The sequence below is a fragment of the Nocardioides sp. TF02-7 genome (genome assembly GCF_022437945.1).
In the GTDB taxonomy this organism is placed as follows: Bacteria; Actinomycetota; Actinomycetes; order Propionibacteriales; family Nocardioidaceae; genus Nocardioides.
Window position 1 is genome coordinate 298,376 of record NZ_CP092535.1, and the last position, 17,251, is coordinate 315,626.

Consider the following 17,251-nt stretch of genomic DNA (forward strand, 5'->3'; position numbering starts at 1 on the left):
GCGAAGGCCCGCATCCTGTCAGATCGACAGGTGCTGGCCGTCGCGGGGGAAGCTCGGCGCCCTCAGGCTACAAGGTGGCGGCGGGCTCGGTGCGCACCCGCGCCGCGCGCTCTGCGGCCCGCCACTCGTCCTGGTGGTCGACGACGACGTCGTCCCACGGCTTCAGCGGGCCGACCCAGTGGACGATCGCTGGGTCCTCGTCGGGGGACGTCGCGGGTCGGCCAGAAGTTCCACCGCCGGTCCAGCGGCGCGAACCGCGCGCCGGCGTACAGGTTGAGCACGTACTGGTCGTTGAGCCCGAACTGCTCGGCGAAGCCCGCGTAGCGGACGAGGAACTCGTCGCTCCGCATCCGCCGCAGGTCCATCAGCAGCACGCCGGCGTTGAAGCCCGCGTCACCCACGTCGCTGTGCCGGTGGACGAGGTTGAGCAGCCGCCAGGCCTCCCGGGAGTCGCCGAGGTGGTGGTGCGCCACCTCGGCGAAGCTCACGACGCCACCCATGGCGTCGGTCGAGGGGCTCTCGCGTGCGGCCAACGGCGCGCCGTCCAGCGGGGTGTCGAACAGCTCGCCCACGTCGGCCCGCGGCAGCAGGTCGAGGTCGAGGTAGAGCACCCTGTCGACGTCGTCCAGCAGCTCGGGCAGCAGCAGCCGGTCCATCGTCGAGACCGTGATCCGCCCGGACCCGACGCTGATCTCGCCGAAGTCGACGGCGTCGCAGGGCAGGAACGTGACGTCGACCTCCGGGAACGCCTCGGCGAAGCGCTCGTAGTCCGCGTCGTCGAGGCCGCGCACCAGCGCCCACACCCGCAGCGGCCGGTCGGTGCGTTCGAGGAGCCGGTGGACGACGGTGCGCAGCTGCGGCAGGTAGTTGCGGTCGAGCCCGAAGCACAGGTCGACCACCCGCTCCCCTGCGGCGTGGGCGACCGGCCGGCGCCAGGCCGCCTCGGTGATCGCCGCCACGGCCTTCGGCACGTCGATCCCCGACTCCGGCCACGGGTACGCCGCCTCGCGGGCGGCGGCGTCGGCGGCCACCATCGGCTCGGTGATCGACCGCCAGAGCCCGTAGACGTCCGCCTCCGGCGCGCCCCGGAGCATCGCGGTGACGACCGGCTCCAGCAGCCGGTCGCGCAGCCGTGCCCGCATCGCGGCCAGGTCGGCCCTCTCGTCGGTGAGCCCCTCGAACCGGACGTCGAACGGCCGGCGGGGACGGAACTCGGTCGGTACGCCGATGCTGGTGGCCGGCAGGTAGCAGTGCAGCCGGCTGGTGGTCAGCGACCCGAAGCCCTGGTGGTAGTGGTCGAGAAGGTCGAGCGCGCGCTCCAGGTTGGCGCCGAGCGACGCGTGGCGCACCTCCGGATCGGCCTGCCGCATCGGCTGGCCCGTCGGGGCCGGGGAGTCGACGTACCCGGCCGGCAGCGCCGTCCGGTCGACGTCCGGCTCGAAGTAGGCGTCGACCGTCGTCGTCAGGCAGCCGGTGAAGAACGCCGGCACGCCGAGGTGGGTGAGGAGGTCGACGGTGTACCAGTCACGGCACCCGATCGGTGCGTAGCGCTTCAGGTACTCGACAGCCGCCTCGTCGAGCATGTCGCGGCGGTTGCAGTGGAACGCCACGAAGACCGGCCGCAGGTTCGGGTGGTACGGGAGCCCGTGGCCGCCCAGCACGTTCGGGTGGATGTGCCACCCGAAGGCGATGTACCAGGTGCGGTCGGGGACCGGGTCGAGCGGGGAGTCGTCGCGGCCGACCTCGACGAGAGCGACGGTGGCGTCGTCACCGTCGACGCGGAGCTCGGGGCGCACGCGGGAGCGGAGCCGCTCCGCGGCGGCGACGAGCTCCGGCTCGCCCGTGAGCCGGACGCCCGTGCGGCGGACGACGTGGCTGAGCGCGGCGATGGTCTGCACGAAGTCGCCGACGTTCTTCGACCCCGTGCGGGCGTCCGGCCGTCGGTAGCCCATCACGCCGAGGGTCACGTCCGCCGCGGGAACAGCGGGCGCGCCCGCGGCCCGGCCGGCCCACTCCTGGAACCGCCGGAGCACGCGCTCCTGGTCGGCGTCCCAGCCGTCGACGCGGGAGGCCGCCAGCTCGGTGGCCTCGGCGAGGGTGGCCAGGTCGCCGGCGGCGCTGATGGCGGCGAGGATGTCGAGCCACTCGTCCGCCGCCGGCGCGGCGAGCCGGCGGAGGTGGTCGAGCACGTCCGCGGCGGCCGTCGGGTCCGCGGCGAGCCGGATCCGGGCGTACTCGACGGGGATCAGGCGGAGCGCGTCGTCGCCGCACCGCTGCAGGTGGTGGCGGGCGAGCTCCGGGTGGTCGGCGTGGAGTCCGTGCACGGCGAGCGCCGCCGCGGCGCCGGGCCCGAAGGCACCCGTGGGCTCGAGGGCGGCGGCCAGCGCCGGCAGCCGGTAGCGGAACGGGTACTGCGGGAGCTCGGCGAGTGCCCGTGCGTAGGCGACGAGGGCGACCGCCGGGTCGGCGCCGCGGCTGATCGACTCCACGAGGGCGGCCGCGGCGGCCCGGGCGCGGACGCCGTGGCCGGCCCGGTGGCCCTCGGTCTGCTGTTCGGCGTCGAGCCACCCGGTCGCCTCGCGCAGCCGTCGCAGCTCGCGTCGGGTGCTGGCGAGCTCGACCCGCACCGCGCCGAGCGCCTCGGTGCGTCGCCGTTCCGCGCGCCTCGCGGCGGCGGCGTCCTTCTTGAGCGTGCGCACCCGGCCCCGCGCCGCCTTGTGGCGCCTCCGAGCCTTGCGCAGCTCCTTCCGCAGCCGGTTCCGCTCGCGGACCAGGCGGGCGTTCTCCTCGCGCAGGCGGACGAGCTCGCGCAGGCCGGGCACCCGGCGGGCCACGGCCGAGCGCAGCCGTGGCGACTGTGACGGGTCCGGCGCGGTCATGCCGTACCTCCGACCCGCACCGCGTGCACGCGCGCACGGTACTCGATCCGGAAGTCGTCGCGGCCGGCGAAGTACTCCTCGGTGGCGCGCCGGCAGCCGCTCCAGTAGTGGTAGTCGTCGAGGACGATCCGACCGCCGGGCACGACCAGCGGCGCGATGCGCTCCAGGCAGACCATCGTCGACTCGTACCAGTCCCCGTCGAGGTGGGCCAGCGCGACCGGCTCGTCGAGGTCGATCGTGTCGGCGAACAGGCCAGGGACGAGCGAGACCCCGGACCGGGCCGGCGGCAGCCCGAACCGCTCGAACGAGGCGGTCACCTCACCGAGCAGGTCCTCGCGGTAGCCGTAGTAGGTGTCACCGCCGACGCCGCGCGACCGGCCGGCGGCGATCTCGGCGTACCGGGCGACCTCCTGCTCGGAGTCCTTGTCGGACGGCGGGGGGATCATGCCGAAGGCGTCGTAGACGACCATCCGCCGCGCCGGGTCCTTGGCCGCGGCCATCGCGATCGCCGACCCGCCGAGAGCGGTGCCCGCCTCGACCACCAGCCCGGGTCGGCCGGCCCGTTCGGCCTCCAGCACGCAGCTGACGAGCGACCGCAGGTGGGGAGCGCCGAGGTAGGTGAGTCGCTCCGCGCGGACCGCGTCGCAGACCTCGCGCACCCGCTCGGGGACCTCGACGTCGGGGGAACACCTCGAGGGTGAACTGCCGCAGCAGCCGGAGCTCCTGGTCCGAGCGCTGCAGCCGCTCGCGCAGCCGGGCTCCGTCGGCACGTGCGGCAGCCAGGTCGGCGCGCGTCGCCCGCAGCCGACGGCGGGTGCGGCGGAGCCGGTCCTCCAGCTCGGCCACGGCCTCGGGAGGTCGGGTCGAACGTCGGCGCAGCATCACGCGGTCACGCTATCGGAGGAGCGCCGGGGGGCGACGACCACCCTCGGGGCACGCTCGACCGCCGCCGAGGACCGGTGCGCTGGAAGCGGGGCCCGCCTCAGGCGGGCTGCATCTCCTGCGCCGAGTCGCTGGTCAGGATCTCGGCGGCGCGCGCTGCCATCAGCTTGTCGTTCTCCTCGCTCAGACGGAGGACGAGCGACTCCAGCTCGGCCACCCGGTTGCGCAGCCGAGCGTTCTCGACGGCGAGCCGGGGGTCGCGGAGGTCGCTGTTCAGGTGCCCGATCAGCGCCTTGGCCATGAAGAACCTTCCGGGGGTTCGGGGAACGCGTCGAGCCCGTTTGCCGGGCCGTCTCCAAGAGTCGCACTTCCGCGCGTCCGGGTCAAATACGAGCGGGCTGCCGGACCGCCCTCGGCACCGGCTGGCAGCGGGGGCAGAAGAACGACGACCGGTTCATGAACGCCACCCTCCGGATCATGGTCCCGCAGCGGGCACACGGCCGGCCCTCCTGGCCGTACGCCGACAGCGACCGGTCGAAGTACCCGGACGCGCCGTTGACGTCGACGTAGAGCGCGTCGAAGGACGTGCCGCCCTGCGCCAGCGCCTCGGCCATGACGTCACGGACGTGGCCGAGCAGCTCGACCACCTGGCCGCGGCGGAGCCGGTCGCCTGCCCGGTCCCCATGCAGCCGGGCGCGCCACAGCGCCTCGTCGGCGTAGATGTTGCCGACCCCGGACACCAGGCCCTGATCGAGGAGCAGCCGCTTGATGCCGGCGGTGCGCCGCCGGACGCGCGCCACGAAGGCGTCGTCGTCGAACTCCGGGTCGAGCGGGTCGCGGGCGATGTGGGCGATCTCCGGCGGCAGCTCCGCTCCCCCGGCGGAGACGAGGAGGCCGCCGAACATGCGCTGGTCGACGAACCGGAGCTCGCCCGACCCGAGCGAGAACCGGACGCGCAGGTGACGCTCGTCGGGCGCACCGGCCGGCTGCACGAGCATCTGGCCGCTCATCCCGAGGTGGCCGAGCAGGGCGTCGCCGTTGTCGAGCGGGAGCCACAGGTACTTGCCGCGGCGGCGGGCCGCCTCGACTCGCCGGCCGGTCAGCGCGGCGGCGAAGCCGGCGGGGCCGCGGGGGTCGCGCCGCACCGGGCGCGGGTGGAGGACCTCGACGGAGGCGAGGGTGGCGCCGACGACGTGGCGGTCGAGACCGGCGCGGACCACCTCGACCTCGGGCAGCTCCGGCACGTCAGTCGGCGCCGGGGACGGTGGCGCTGTCCCCCGCGCGTCGCACGCGGGGCAGATGGGCGCGCTCGCAGCGGAGCCGTGCGCTCACGACGGCTCCCCGGCCTCGGACCGCAGCGGCTCCGCGCGTCGCACGCGGGGGCAGATGGGCGCGCTCGCAGCGGAGCCGCACCGTCACGACCGCTCCCCGGCCTCGGACCGCAGCGGCTCCGCGCGTCGCACGCCGAGGACCCCCACGATCTCCCCGTACGCCGTCTCCGCGGCGCCCTGCTCGGCCTCCTTCTTGGAGCGGCCGGTGCCGTTGCCGTAGAGCTTCTCGCCCACGCGCACCTGGGCGGTGAACGTCTTCATGTGGTCGGGTCCGTCGTCCTCGAGGACGTACTCCGGGACGCCGAGCCCGTGCTCGGCGGCGAGCTCCTGCAGCGACGTCTTCCAGTCGAGGCCCGCGCCCATGGCCGACGCCGCCTCGATCAGCGGGTCGAAGAGCAGGTGGACCACCCGCGACGACGTCTCGATGCCGCCGCTGAGGTGGATCGCGCCGATCACCGCCTCGACGGTGTCGGACAGGATCGACGCCTTGTCCCGGCCGCCGGTCGACTCCTCGCCGCGGCCGAGCTTGATGTACTGACCGAGACCGATCCCCCGCGCGACCTCCGCCAGCGCCCGCGCGTTGACGACCGCGGCTCGGAGCTTGGCCAGCCGCCCCTCGCTCAGGTCGGGGTGGACGCGGTAGAGCGTCTCGGTGACGACCACGCCGAGCACCGAGTCGCCGAGGAACTCCAGCCGCTCGTTGGTCGGGAGGCCGCCGTTCTCGTAGGCGAACGACCGGTGCGTCAGGGCGCGGTCGAGCAGCCCGGGGTCCAGCTCGGGATCCCCGAGCGCGTGGCGCAGGTCGTCGTAGGCGCTGATGCCGGGAGCCCTCGGGTCAGCGACCGGTCTCAGAGGACCTGGCGACGCTCGGCGCGCGCGCCGTACTGGCCGCAGGTGCCGCAGGCATGGTGCGGCAGGTGCTTCGCACCGCAGGCGGGGTTGGCGCAGGTCACCAGCGTGGGGGGCGACGGCCTTCCACTGCGAGCGACGGTGCCGCGTGTTGCTGCGCGACATCTTCCGCTTCGGAACAGCCACTGTTGTCTCCTCTGTGTGTCCTCCGGAGGCCCGGAGGGCTGTGGTTCGCCGTCAGTTCGAATCGTCGGACCCGTCGGGGTCCTGGGCCAGCGCCGACAGTGCCGCCCAGCGGGGGGTCCACGGCCGCCTCGTGCGTGTGGTCCGGGTCGTCGGCCAGGCGCACCCCGCACTCGGGGCACAACCCGGGACAGTCCGGACCGCACAGCGGCTGGAACGGCAGTGCGAGCACCACCGCGTCCCGCAGGAGCGGCTCGAGGTCGACCAGGTCGTCCTCGAGCCGGCTGGTCTCGTCGTCCTCCCCGGAGCCGCCCTCGTCACCGTGCCGCAGGTCGTCGTAGACGAACAGCTCCTGGAACGTCACCTCGAGGTCGTCGTGGATCGGCTCCAGGCACCGCGCGCACTCGCCCTCGACCACGGCTCGCGCCGTGCCGGTGACCAGGACGCCCTCCATGACCGCCTCGAGCCGCAGGTCGAGGTCGACCTGTGAGCCCTCGGGGACCGAGAGGACTTCGATGCCCAGATCTGCTGGGGCCGGGGCCGTGAGCGTCAGCTCCCGCTGGGACCCCGGGCGGCGGCCGAGCTCGCGGGTGTCGAGCACGAGCGGCGCTCTCGGGTCCAGGCTGGTCACGTGATCACTCCCGGTCCGGACACAACAGAACGGATCGATGGTAGTCGGCGGGGGTCGGCGGGACCAAAACCGGACCCGGTGCGGTCACTCCGCGGCGCGCTCGGCCAGGCGCGCGGTGAGCAGGCCGTGCACGGCGGCCGGCACCAGCCCGGAGACGTCGCCCCCGAAGGACGCGACCTCCTTGACGAGGCTCGAGGAGACGAACGACATCCGCGGGTCGGTCATCAGGAACACCGTCTCGACCTCGGTGAGGTGGGAGTTCATCTGCGCCATCTGGAGCTCGTAGTCGTAGTCGCCGGAGCCGCGCAGCCCCCTTCACGATCGCCTGCGCCCCGATCTCGAGGCAGAAGTCGGTCACCAAGCCGGTGAACCCGCGCACCGTGACGTTGGGCCAGCGCTCGACGGTCGTGGCCAGCATCTCCATCCGCTCCTCGGCGCTGAACAGCCGGCTCGACGACCTGGCCTTGGACTTGTTGACCCCGACCGCGACCACGACCTCGTCGAAGAGCGCGGCGGCCCGCTCGAAGATGTCGAGGTGGCCGTTGGTCACCGGGTCGAACGAGCCAGGGCAGACGGCGCGGCGCATGAGGTCACCGTAGTGGCTGGACGGGTCACCGGCCGTCGGGGCCCGTGGCGGCGTACCAGAGCGTCGTCTCGCCGTAGCGCTTGTGGCCGCGCTTGCCGGGCAGCGGCGTCAGCCCCGCCGGCCAGCGCGGCTGCGCGCCGCGGCTGGCGCGCTCGACCACCACGAGCGCGTCGGGCGCGAGCCAGCCCTGGTCGGCGAGGAGGGCGAGGTCGCCGGCGAGCGCGTCGTCGGTCAGCGGGTAGGGCGGGTCGCTGAACACGACGTCGTACGGCGCCGCCGCGGGCGCCGCGAGCACGGTCGCGGCCGACGCCACCCGGACGTCGGCCACGTCGCAGCCGACCAGGCGCGCGTTGCGACGGACGAGGTCGGCCGTGCGCCGGTCGGACTCGACGAACGTCACGGCGGCGGCGCCGCGCGACCAGGCCTCGAGACCGATCGCCCCGGAGCCGGCGTAGAGGTCGAGGAACCGCAGGCCCTCGAGCGACCCGCACCACGCCTCGACCGCCGAGAACAGCGCCTCGCGGACCCGGTCGGTGGTGGGCCGGGTGCGGGCGCCCTTCGGCGTCTCGATCCGCCGGCCGCCGGCGCGGCCGGCGACGATCCGGGTCACGACTTCTCCAGGAAGTCACCCTGCTGGGAGAGCTCGAGCTCGCGGACCGCGTCGGCGAGCAGGGGCGCGCCGGCGAGGTCGGGGTCGCGCTCGAGCAGCGTCTCGGCGGCGGCGCGAGCGGCGACGATGGTGTCCTCGTCGCGGAGCACGCGGAGGTTCTCCAGGCTGGAGCGGCGGCCGGCCTGCGAGGCGCCGAGCACGTCGCCCTCGCGCCGCTGCTCGAGGTCGAGCCGGCTCAGCACGAACCCGTCGGTGGTGGCGGCGACCGCGTCGAGGCGGACGCGGGCGGGCGACGCGGGGTCGCCGACGTGGGTGACGAGGAGGCACAGGCCGGGCAGCCCGCCACGCCCGACCCGGCCGCGCAGCTGGTGGAGCTGGGAGACGCCGAACCGGTCGGCGTCGAGGATCACCATCGTCGTGGCGTTGGCGACGTCGACACCCACCTCGACCACCGTCGTCGAGACCAGCACGTCGATGCCGCCCGCGGCGAAGGCGCGCATCGTCGCGTCCTTCTCGTCGGCGGGCAGCCGGCCGTGGAGACGGCCGAGCCGCAGCCCGGCGAGCGGGCCGTCGGCGAGCCGCTCGACCACCTCGTCGACGGCCGCGGCGGCGCCCGGAGCCGTGACCGGGTTGCCCTCGTCGTCGACGTCGACCGCCTCGACCAGGTCGGCCTCCGCCTCGTCGCCGGAGATCCGCGGGCAGACGACGTAGACCTGGTGGCCCTTCTCGACCTCCTCGCGCACCCGGGCCCACACCCGGTCGATCCACGCGGGCTGCTCGGCCAGCGGCACCACGTTGGTCTGGACCGGCGCCCGGCCCGCGGGGAGCTCGCGCAGGGTCGACACCTCGAGGTCGCCGAACACGGTCATCGCGACGGTGCGCGGGATCGGGGTCGCCGTCATCACCAGCAGGTGGGGCGGGACCGCGGCCTTGTCGACCAGCGCGGCCCGCTGCTCCACGCCGAACCGGTGCTGCTCGTCGACGACGACCAGGCCGAGGTCGGCGAACTGCACCTGCTCCTGCAGCAGCGCGTGGGTGCCGACGACGATGCCGGCCTCGCCGCTCGCGATCCGCAGCAGCGGCTCGGTGCGCTGCGACTTGGTCATGGACCCGGTGAGGAGCTCGACCCGGGTGCCCTCCCCCGCGGCGAAGATCGTGCCGCCCGCGGCGAGGTCGCCGAGCAGGGTGACGATCGAGCGGTGGTGCTGCTGGGCGAGCACCTCGGTCGGCGCGAGCAGCGCCGCCTGGCCGCCCGAGTCGACCACCCGCAGCATCGCCCGGAGCGCGACGAGCGTCTTGCCGGAGCCGACCTCGCCCTGCAGGAGCCGGTTCATCGGGTGGGGCTGCGCCAGGTCGCGCGCGACCTGCTCCCCCCACCTCCCGCTGGCCGGGAGTCAGCTCGAACGGCAGCCGCGCGTCGAAGGCGGCCTGCAGCGCCCCGTCGCCGCCGGTGCGGATCGTCGCGCCGAGCTCGCGGACCGCTCGCCGGCGGCGGGCGAGCACCAGCTGGGTGACGAGGGCCTCCTCGAACCGGAACCGGTGGTGGGCGCGGGCCACCTGCGCGCGGTCCTCGGGTGAGTGCACCCACTCGAACGCGCGGTGGACGTCGAGAACGCCGTGCTCCTCCCGGACCTCGTCGGGCAGCAGCTCGGGCAGCTCGTCGAGCACGACCCGGGCGAAGCGAACCGCCCGGGCGACGTCCCACGACTCGACGCCCTTGGTGAGCGGGTAGATCGGGTAGAGCGCGCCGATCTCGAGGACGTCCTCGCCGAGCTGGCCGTCGTCGCCCTCGGCGGCGTCGCCCATCCCGAAGATCGTGAGCTGCGGGTTGACCAGCTGCCACTGGTCGCGGAACCGGTCGGCGCGCCCGAGGAAGACCCCGCGGTTGCCGACCGCGACCCGGCGGGCGTGCCAGCCGGCCGTGCCCTGACTCTTGGCGAAGAACGTCATCCGCAGGCTGGGGCCGCCGGTGCGGAGCACGGCCTCCACCCGGTAGGCCGGCCGGCCCGAGCGGCGGTCGCGGTAGGTGTGCGTGCGGCACTCGCTGATCTCGCCGACGACGCACAGCATCTGCCCGACCCGGAGGTCGGCGACGTCGGTCAGCGAGCCGGTCTCGAGGTAGCGCCGCGGGAAGTGGCGCAGGAGGTCGCCGACGGTGCGCAGCCCGGAGACCGCTGACGAACTTGTTGCGCTTGGCCGGCGACGCGCTCCCCGAGGACGGCGGCGACGGGCGAATCGAGGGTGATCAGGGTCGGCCTCCGCTCACTCGACGGACATCAGGAGCGGGTAGCGCTCCTGACCACCGTCGTACACCACGGTGTCGACATGCGGGTGCCGCTCCTCCACCCAGGCGGCCGCCCGGGCGCCGAGGTCGCCCGCGTCGCGGCCCTGCACGAGCGTCACCAGCTCGCCGCCCGCGGCGAGCAGCCGCTCGAGAACCTCGACGGCCACGGCGGCGAGGTCGTCGCCGACGACGGCGAAGTCGCCCGCGATCACGCCGAGCACGTCGCCCACGCGGCACGGCCCGGCCATCGTCATCGCGTCCCGCGCGGCGACGGTGACCGCCCCGTGCCGGACGTGGCGGGCGGTCGCGGTCATCTCCGTGACGTCCTGGTCGAAGGTGCGCCCGGGCTCGTGGACGGCGATGGCGGCGAGGCCCTGGACCTGCGCCTCGGTCGGGATCACCGCGATCCGCAGGCCGCGGGCCGCGTGGTCGGTCTCCGCCGTGCTGGCGGCCACCCGGGAGGCGCGGACGGAGTCGGGGTCGTTGGGCAGGACGACGACCTCCTGCGCCCCGCAGGCGGTGATCGCGCCGAGCAGCTCGCCGGCCGACGGGCGACGCCCGGGACCTCCCTCCACGACCGTCGCCCCGGCCTCGGCGAAGAGCGCGGCCAGGCCCGGCCCGGCGGCGACCGCGATCACCCTCCGGCCGCTGGGCGCCACGGGGCCGCGCTGGGCGCCCGGCGTCTCGCTGCCCGCGCGCGCGACCTGCTCGGCGAAGTGGGTGACCCGGATCCGGTGCGGCCGCCCGACCTCCAGACCGGCCTCGATCGCGGCGCCGACGTCGTCGACGTGCACGTGGACGTTCCAGAGCCCGTCGCCGCCGACCACGACGACGGAGTCGCCCAGCTCACCGAGGCGGGCGCGCAGCGCCGGGATGTCGCCGTCACGGGTGTCGAGCAGGTACATCACCTCGTACGACGGCCCGTCGACGCTCAGGTCGCCTGCGCCGTCGTGCGGGAGGTGCGGCACCGGGATGACGTGCCGCCCCAGCGGCTGGGTGACCGGGACCGGTCGCCGGCCGGTCAGCACCGTCTCGGCGGCGTCCAGGATCACGCAGATCCCGCGACCGCCCGCGTCGACGACCCCGGCCTCGGCCAGCACGGCCAGCTGCTCCGGCGTGCGGCCCAGTGCCTCGCGGGCGGCCGCCGCGGCGCCGGCGAGCACGTCGCGGGTGCGGGCCTTCGGGTCCTTCGCCAGCTCGCCGGCCGCGTCGGAGGCGGCGCGCACCACGGTGAGCATCGTCCCCTCGACCGGCTCGCCGACGGCGGCGTAGCTGGCCTCGGTGGCCCGCTGGAGCGCCTCGGCCATCACCTCGGCGTTGCGGTGCTCCCCGCTCGCCGACGCCAGGCGGCGGGCGATCGCCCCCAGCATCTCGCTGAGGATCACGCCGGAGTTGCCCCGCGCCCCGAGGAGCGCACCCCGGGCGAACGCGGCGAGCGCCGCCGCGAGCGGCGCGTCGGAGGACTCCCCGGATCGCGGCTTGGGCGGCGGCGATGGTGAGATACATGTTGGTGCCGGTGTCGCCGTCGGGCACCGGGTAGACGTTGAGCGCGTCGATCTCCTCACGGGCCTCCGCGAGGGCGTCGGCGGCGATCTCGACGAACCGGAGCACGGTGTCGAGCTCGATGCCGCCGGCGGTCATGGGCTCAATGTAGTGCGGCCGCCTCGATTTCCGGGTCCGCCGCCGTGTCGGCTAACCTGATCCGGTTGCCCGACGCTCGGGGCTCCGCCCCCGTGGACCTCGCTGGCCCGCTGGGCACCCCGTACTCGAGTTCAGATCCCGATCCGTAGGAGTCAACCGTGGCTGCCGTCTGCGACATCTGCGCGAAGAAGCCGGCCTTCGGCAACAACCGGCCGTGGTCGCGCAAGATCACCAAGCGCCGCTTCAACCCCAACATCCAGCGCGTCCGCGCGGTCGTCAACGGCACCCCCAAGCGCCTCAACGTCTGCACCGGCTGCCTGAAGGCGGGCAAGGTCACCCGCTGACCCCCTGACACCGGCTCCACGGACCGGCCCGCCACCTCGGTGGCGGGCCGTGCTGGTTTTCGGCTGTCCTTCCGGGGGGCCGGCTCAGAAGTGGGTCCACCCCGTCGGTCCGCCGTAGGGCGCGCCGTCGACCGTGACGAGGGGCGCGTCCTCCTGGGGCGCCTCGGTCACGACGCCGACCTCCCGCCAGCCCTCGGGCAGCGGTGTGCCGGGAGGGAACGTGGCAAGCAGCGAGTGGTCGTCGCCACCGCCGAGCACGAACTGCAGCGGGTCCGCTCCGGTGGCGGCACCCACCGCCACCAGCGGCTCCGGCACCTCGAACGCACCGCTGCGGACGTCGACACCGACGCCGCTGGCGCGCGCCAGGTGGGCCGCGTCGGCCAGCAGCCCGTCGGAGACGTCGACCATCGCGGTGGCGCCCGCCTCCGCGGCGACCGGGCCGGCGTCGTACGGCGGCTCCGGACGCCGGTAGGCGTCGACGAGCACCCGCGGCGACCGGAAGCCCCGGCCGAGCACCGCCAGTCCGCCCGCGGCCCAGCCCTGGCGTCCGCAGAGCGCCACCACGTCGCCCGGCCGGGCGCCGGAGCGCAGCACGGGCGACACCGTGCAGGTGCCGAGCACCGTGACGGCGATCGTCACCTGGTCGGCGCTGGTGACGTCGCCACCGACCACGCCCGCGCCCACGGCGGCGCACTCCTCGGCGAAGCCGCGCACGAAGTCGAGCGCCCACCGTGCGGGGAGCGTCGGCGGCGCCGCGAACCCCACGGTCAGCCAGGCGGCGCGGCCGCCCATCGCGTTGACGTCGGAGATGTTCTGCGCGGCGGCGCGGTGCCCGACGTCGGCGGCGTCGGCCCACTCCCGCCGGAAGTGCCGGCCCTCGACCATCAGGTCGGTCGACACCACGGTGTGGCCCTTGCGCACCCGCAGCACCGCCGCGTCGTCACCCGGGCCGACGAGCACGTCCTCCCCGGGGGGCGGTCGCGGCGACGATCGCGCCCACGTGCCGGATCAGCCCGAACTCCCCCAGGTCGGCGAGCTCGGCGTTCGGGTCGGGGTCGGGGAGCGCGTCGGGCACGAGCCCATCCCACCAGATCGGCCGCCGTCGTCGTGGAGGAGGCCGCGACGGCCCCTCGCCGAGGAGGCGACCTCGGGGGTGGCGCGGTAGGTTGTGTCGTCGCGGCTGCCCTTCTCGGGAGCCGCCGCCCATGACCAGCAAACGTCCCCGGGAGTGCCAATGGTGGTGCAGGCCTACATCCTGATCCAGACCGACGTCGGCAAGGCGGCGGAGGTCGCCAAGGCGATCGCCCAGGTCAAGGGCGTCACCCTCGCCGAGGACGTCACCGGGCCCCTACGACGTGATCGTCCGCGCCGAGGCCCGCAACGTCGACGAGCTGGGCAAGCTGGTCGTGTCGAAGGTGCAGAACCTCGAGGGCATCACCCGCACGCTGACCTGCCCCGTCGTCCACATCTGAGCAGGGTGCGGGGCCCCGCTGCCGTCGTGGCGGCGGCGCTCGTGCTGTCCGCGTGCGGCGGACCGGTCGAGCTCGACGTCCCGGACCTGTCGGGCGCCGACGCCGCGGCCTGTGCCGACCTCGTCGACGCGCTGCCGGCGGAGCTCGCGGACGAGGAGCGGGTGGAGACCGAGCCCGACGACGCGCCCGGCGCTGCGTACGGCGACCCGCCGGTGGTCGTGACCTGCGGTGCCGACGAGCCGGAGGGGTTCGGTCGCGGTGCCCAGTGCGAGCTGGTCAACGACGTGCCGTGGTACATCCCGGCCGAGCAGTACGACGACCTCGGGCTCGACCTGGTCATCACGGCCGCCTGGCACCGGCCGCGGCTCGAGGTGGAGATGCCCGCCGACTACCGCGGGCTCGGCGCCGAGGCGGGCGTGATGGCCGTGCTGTCCGGGCTCGTGGAGGAGCACCTCACCGAGGTCGCCACCTGCGACCTGTGACACCGGCCGACCGTCCCGCGGGACCTGCCCGTCGGCCGAGGTGTGTCAGCGGCCGCCGCTGACGTCGAGGAAGGTGCCGGTCGTGAACGACGCCTCCGGCGAGAGCAGCCAGCAGACCGCCGCCGCCACCTCCTCCGCGGTGCCGACCCGTCCCATCGGCACGCCCGGCCCCAGCCGCTCCAGCCGGCCGGGCGCGTGGATCTCGGTGTCGATCAGCCCGGGCCGCACGCTGTTGACGCGGATGCCGCGGCCGGCGAGCTCCTGCGCGAGGCCGGTCGTCAGCGTGTCGAGCGCGGCCTTGGACGCGGCGTAGTCGACGTACTCCCCCGCCGCGCCCAGCACCGCCGCGCGCGACGAGACGTTGACGACCGATCCGCCGTCGTCCATCCGGCGCACGGCCTCGCGGGCGCAGAGGAAGGCGCCGAGCACGTTGACCTCGAGCATCCGGCGGATCCGGTCGGCGTCGAGCTCGGCCACCGTGGCCGCCGCGCCGACGATGCCGGCGTTGTTGACCAGCCCGCGCAGCGGCCCGGCCTCCTCGGGCAGCGAGCCGAACAGGTGGACGACGTCGGCCTCGTCGGCGACGTCGGCGCGCACGGCGTCGGCCCACCGGCCGAGCGCCCGGCACGCGGCGACGACGGCTGCCGCCTCCTCCTCACCGGTGCGGTAGCCGACCCGGACGTTCCACCCCTGGGCGGCGGCCAGCCGTGCGGTGGCGGCGCCGATGCCGCGGCTGCCGCCCGTGACCACGAGCAGCCCGCGCTCCCCTGTCGACGGCGGCACAGCGACCACGCCCTCAGCGCAGGCCGGTGCCGCGCCGGAGCGCCAGCGAGATGAGCCGGTCGACCAGGGCGCCGTAGTCGAGGCCGGTGGCCGCCCACATCCGCGGGAACATCGACAGCGGGGTGAACCCGGGCATCGTGTTGAGCTCGTTGACGACCAGCGACCCGTCGGGCATCAGGAAGAAGTCGACGCGGGCCAGGCCCTCGCACCCGACCGCACGGAACGCCTGCGCCGCGAGCTCCCGCATCCGGGCGGCCGTGTCCTCGGGGAGCAGGGCAGGCACGTCGAGCTCGGTGGCCTCCTCCGGGAGGTACTTGGCGTCGAAGTCGTAGAACTCGTGGTCGCCGGTGATCCGGATCTCCGCAGGCACGCTGGTCTCGACGTCGCCGTCGAGGGTCTCGAGCACGCCGCACTCGACCTCGCGGGCGCCCTCGGCCGACGCCTCGACCAGCACCTTCGGGTCGTGGACGAGCGCGCCCTCGAGCGCCGCGTCGAGCTCGTCGGCGGCGTGGGCCTTGGCGATCCCGATGCTCGACCCGCCGCGGGACGGCTTCACGAACGCGGGGTAGCCGAGCGCCGCGACCCGCTTCCGCACCGCGTCGGGGTCGGCGGCCCACTCGCGCGCCGTGACGGTGGTCGACGGCATCAGCGGGAGCCCGGCGGCGCCGAGGACCACCTTCATGTAGGCCTTGTCCATGCTGACCGCCGACGCGAGGACGCCCGCGCCGACATAGCGCACGCCCGCCATCTCGAGCATCCCCTGGATGGTGCCGTCCTCGCCCCACGGTCCGTGCAGCAGCGGGAACACGACGTCGACGTCGCCGAGCTCGCGGGGCGGCGCGGCGGCCTCGCTCACCACGAGTCCGGCGCCGCTGCCGGTGCGGGTCAGGGTGACCGGTGCCCGGCTCGCGTCGACCGACGGCAGCTGCCCGGGGCCGCGGATCGCGTGCCGCTCCGGGTCGTCGGCCTCGAGCACCCAGCGCCCGTCGGGGGCGATGCCGATCGGGACGACGTCGTAGCGCTCCCGGTCGATGGCCTGCAGCACGCTGCCCGCGGTGACGCAGGAGATCGCGTGCTCGCTGGAGCGGCCGCCGAAGACGACGGCGACGCGGGTACGGCGCCCGGCGGGCCCAGGTGTCTCTGACATCGGCCTGACCCTACCGTTGTCCCATGCCCGAACTCGGCAACGACCTCAGCCCCGCCACCATCGCCGTCACCGCCGGTCGGCCGCCGCGCGAGCCCGACGCGGCGCTCAACCCGCCGATCACGATGGCGTCGACGTACGTCGCCACGGGCGACGTCGAGTACGGCCGCTTCGGCAACCCGACGTGGACGGCGTTCGAGGACGTGCTCGGCCGGCTCGAGGGCGGCCGCGCCCTCGCGTTCTCCTCCGGCATGGCTGCCGCGACGACCGTGCTCGACCTGGTCGGCCAGGGGGCCGGCGTCGTGGCGCCGCGGCACGCCTACAACGGCACCGTGATGGCCCTCGGCGACCTCGAGTCCCGCGGCCGGCTGCACAGCCGGCTCGTCGACATCGCCGACACCGCCGCCGTCACCGCGGCGATGGAGGCCGACCCCGACTGCGCGCTGCTGTGGATCGAGTCGCCGACCAACCCCGCGCTCGAGCTCGCCGACATCCCGGCTCTCGCGGACGCCGCGCACGCCCTCGGCGTGCGGGTCGTCGTCGACAACACCTTCGCCACCCCGCTCGCGCAGCAGCCGCTCTCGCTCGGGGCCGACATCGTGGTGCACTCCGCGACCAAGTTCCTCTCCGGCCACAGCGACGTGGTGCTGGGCGCCCTCGTGACCGCCGACCCCGAGGGCGACGAGGTGCACACGGCGCTGAAGGGCCGTCGCGACCTCGCCGGCGCGATCCCCGGTCCATTCGAGACGTGGCTGGCGCTGCGCGGGCTGCGGACTCTCCACGTGCGGCTCGAGCGCGCGCAGGCCAACGCCGCCGAGATCGCGCGGCGGCTCGCCGACCACCCCGCGGTCGCGGAGGTGCGCTACCCGGGCTTCGGCGCCATCGTGGCGCCGGTGCTCGCCGGCGGAGCCCCCGCCGGCGACCTGCTCACCCGGCACACCCGGCTCTGGGTGCACGCGACCTCGCTCGGCGGTGTGGAGTCGACCCTCGAGCGGCGCCGGCGCTGGAAGGCCGAGCCGGCGACGATCCCCGAGGGCCTGGTGCGGCTCTCCGTCGGGATCGAGGACGTCGAGGACCTGTGGGCCGACCTCGCCCAGGCCCTCGAGGCCGCCGACGGCGTCACGCACGGCGGCTGACGCGGCGTACGCCC

Annotated in this window: 17 protein-coding genes and 4 pseudogenes; 5 read left to right on the plus strand and 16 right to left on the minus strand. The window is 74.9% G+C overall.

The genetic code is table 11. The features are described from left to right. Positions 1-62: 62 nt before the first annotated feature. The 11 genes and pseudogenes from MF408_RS01585 to MF408_RS01630 all read right to left on the minus strand — a co-directional run bounded on the left by MF408_RS01585 (position 63) and on the right by MF408_RS01630 (position 9,285). Positions 63-2,879 carry a glycosyltransferase gene (locus MF408_RS01585; protein WP_240249999.1) on the minus strand — a complete coding sequence of 939 codons (2,817 nt, stop codon included), beginning with the start codon at positions 2,877-2,879 and terminating at the stop codon, positions 63-65. Further along, positions 2,876-3,538 carry a TylF/MycF family methyltransferase gene (locus MF408_RS01590; protein WP_240250000.1) on the minus strand — a complete coding sequence of 221 codons (663 nt, stop codon included), beginning with the start codon at positions 3,536-3,538 and terminating at the stop codon, positions 2,876-2,878. Before MF408_RS01590 ends, MF408_RS01585 begins: the two co-directional genes overlap by 4 nt. 323 nt (positions 3,539-3,861) lie before the next feature. Continuing rightward, positions 3,862-4,062 (minus strand): hypothetical protein, encoded by a 201-nt coding sequence (locus MF408_RS01595; RefSeq protein ID WP_240250001.1) that lies wholly within the window; start codon positions 4,060-4,062, stop codon positions 3,862-3,864. Between the two features lie 82 nt (positions 4,063-4,144). After that, a complete protein-coding gene (mutM, locus tag MF408_RS01600) occupies positions 4,145-5,005 on the minus strand; it encodes a bifunctional DNA-formamidopyrimidine glycosylase/DNA-(apurinic or apyrimidinic site) lyase (RefSeq protein ID WP_240250002.1) in 861 nt (286 codons plus the stop codon). A 171-nt stretch (positions 5,006-5,176) separates the two neighbouring features. Beyond that, the gene (gene rnc / locus MF408_RS01605; protein WP_240251581.1) at positions 5,177-5,893 is read right to left on the minus strand and encodes a ribonuclease III; all 717 of its coding nucleotides are present in this window, start codon (positions 5,891-5,893) and stop codon (positions 5,177-5,179) included. 47 nt (positions 5,894-5,940) lie between these two features. Then, positions 5,941-6,127, minus strand: a pseudogene (gene rpmF / locus MF408_RS01610) (50S ribosomal protein L32). A gap of 172 nt (positions 6,128-6,299) precedes the next feature. Next, a pseudogene (locus MF408_RS26460) lies at positions 6,300-6,578 on the minus strand (DUF177 domain-containing protein); the annotation flags it as partial. A gap of 261 nt (positions 6,579-6,839) precedes the next feature. Then, the gene (locus MF408_RS26465; RefSeq protein WP_345893987.1) at positions 6,840-7,028 is read right to left on the minus strand and encodes a hypothetical protein; all 189 of its coding nucleotides are present in this window, start codon (positions 7,026-7,028) and stop codon (positions 6,840-6,842) included. Between the two features lie 76 nt (positions 7,029-7,104). Continuing rightward, positions 7,105-7,341 (minus strand): annotated as a pseudogene (locus MF408_RS26470) (adenylyltransferase/cytidyltransferase family protein); the annotation flags it as partial. 25 nt (positions 7,342-7,366) lie between these two features. Then, positions 7,367-7,951, minus strand: a complete 585-nt coding sequence (gene rsmD / locus MF408_RS01625) for a 16S rRNA (guanine(966)-N(2))-methyltransferase RsmD (RefSeq protein ID WP_240250003.1) — start codon at positions 7,949-7,951, stop codon at positions 7,367-7,369. Continuing rightward, positions 7,948-9,285, minus strand: coding sequence for an ATP-dependent DNA helicase RecG (locus MF408_RS01630; RefSeq protein ID WP_240250004.1), 1,338 nt, complete (start codon positions 9,283-9,285; stop codon positions 7,948-7,950). Before MF408_RS01630 ends, rsmD begins: the two co-directional genes overlap by 4 nt. 265 nt (positions 9,286-9,550) lie before the next feature. Here MF408_RS01630 and MF408_RS01635 point away from each other — a divergent pair, with 265 nt between their 5' ends. After that, positions 9,551-10,129, plus strand: coding sequence for a hypothetical protein (locus tag MF408_RS01635; RefSeq protein ID WP_240250005.1), 579 nt, complete (start codon positions 9,551-9,553; stop codon positions 10,127-10,129). An 84-nt stretch (positions 10,130-10,213) separates the two neighbouring features. On the opposite strand, the gene MF408_RS01640 is transcribed toward MF408_RS01635, so the two are convergent. After that, on the minus strand, positions 10,214-11,800 hold the full coding sequence (locus MF408_RS01640; protein WP_240250006.1) for a DAK2 domain-containing protein: 1,587 nt from the start codon (positions 11,798-11,800) through the stop codon (positions 10,214-10,216). A 234-nt stretch (positions 11,801-12,034) separates the two neighbouring features. On the opposite strand from MF408_RS01640, the gene rpmB reads away from it, so the two are divergent. Continuing rightward, positions 12,035-12,220, plus strand: a complete 186-nt coding sequence (gene rpmB, locus MF408_RS01645; RefSeq protein ID WP_240250007.1) for a 50S ribosomal protein L28 — start codon at positions 12,035-12,037, stop codon at positions 12,218-12,220. Between the two features lie 84 nt (positions 12,221-12,304). Here the strand turns inward: rpmB and MF408_RS01650 are convergent, their stop codons facing one another. Beyond that, positions 12,305-13,180, minus strand: coding sequence for a thiamine-phosphate kinase (locus MF408_RS01650; protein WP_240250008.1), 876 nt, complete (start codon positions 13,178-13,180; stop codon positions 12,305-12,307). After that, the gene (locus MF408_RS24730; protein WP_275693314.1) at positions 13,161-13,295 is read right to left on the minus strand and encodes a hypothetical protein; all 135 of its coding nucleotides are present in this window, start codon (positions 13,293-13,295) and stop codon (positions 13,161-13,163) included. The genes MF408_RS01650 and MF408_RS24730 overlap by 20 nt, the downstream gene beginning before the upstream one ends. A 162-nt stretch (positions 13,296-13,457) precedes the next feature. Here MF408_RS24730 and MF408_RS26475 point away from each other — a divergent pair. Beyond that, positions 13,458-13,692: pseudogene (locus MF408_RS26475) on the plus strand (Lrp/AsnC ligand binding domain-containing protein). Between the two features lie 26 nt (positions 13,693-13,718). Further along, entirely contained in the window at positions 13,719-14,174 is a 456-nt protein-coding gene (locus tag MF408_RS01660; protein ID WP_275693424.1) for a DUF3515 family protein, read from the plus strand. A 45-nt stretch (positions 14,175-14,219) separates the two neighbouring features. Here the strand turns inward: MF408_RS01660 and MF408_RS01665 are convergent, their stop codons facing one another. Together MF408_RS01665 and MF408_RS01670 are read right to left on the minus strand one after the other, a co-directional pair. Beyond that, positions 14,220-14,957 carry an SDR family oxidoreductase gene (locus tag MF408_RS01665; RefSeq protein WP_345893901.1) on the minus strand — a complete coding sequence of 246 codons (738 nt, stop codon included), beginning with the start codon at positions 14,955-14,957 and terminating at the stop codon, positions 14,220-14,222. A 13-nt stretch (positions 14,958-14,970) separates the two neighbouring features. Beyond that, positions 14,971-16,104, minus strand: a complete 1,134-nt coding sequence (locus tag MF408_RS01670; RefSeq protein ID WP_240250010.1) for a D-alanine--D-alanine ligase family protein — start codon at positions 16,102-16,104, stop codon at positions 14,971-14,973. A gap of 23 nt (positions 16,105-16,127) precedes the next feature. Here MF408_RS01670 and MF408_RS01675 point away from each other — a divergent pair, with 23 nt between their 5' ends. Continuing rightward, positions 16,128-17,237 carry a PLP-dependent aspartate aminotransferase family protein gene (locus tag MF408_RS01675; protein ID WP_240250011.1) on the plus strand — a complete coding sequence of 370 codons (1,110 nt, stop codon included), beginning with the start codon at positions 16,128-16,130 and terminating at the stop codon, positions 17,235-17,237. The last annotated feature ends 14 nt before the right edge of the window (positions 17,238-17,251 follow it).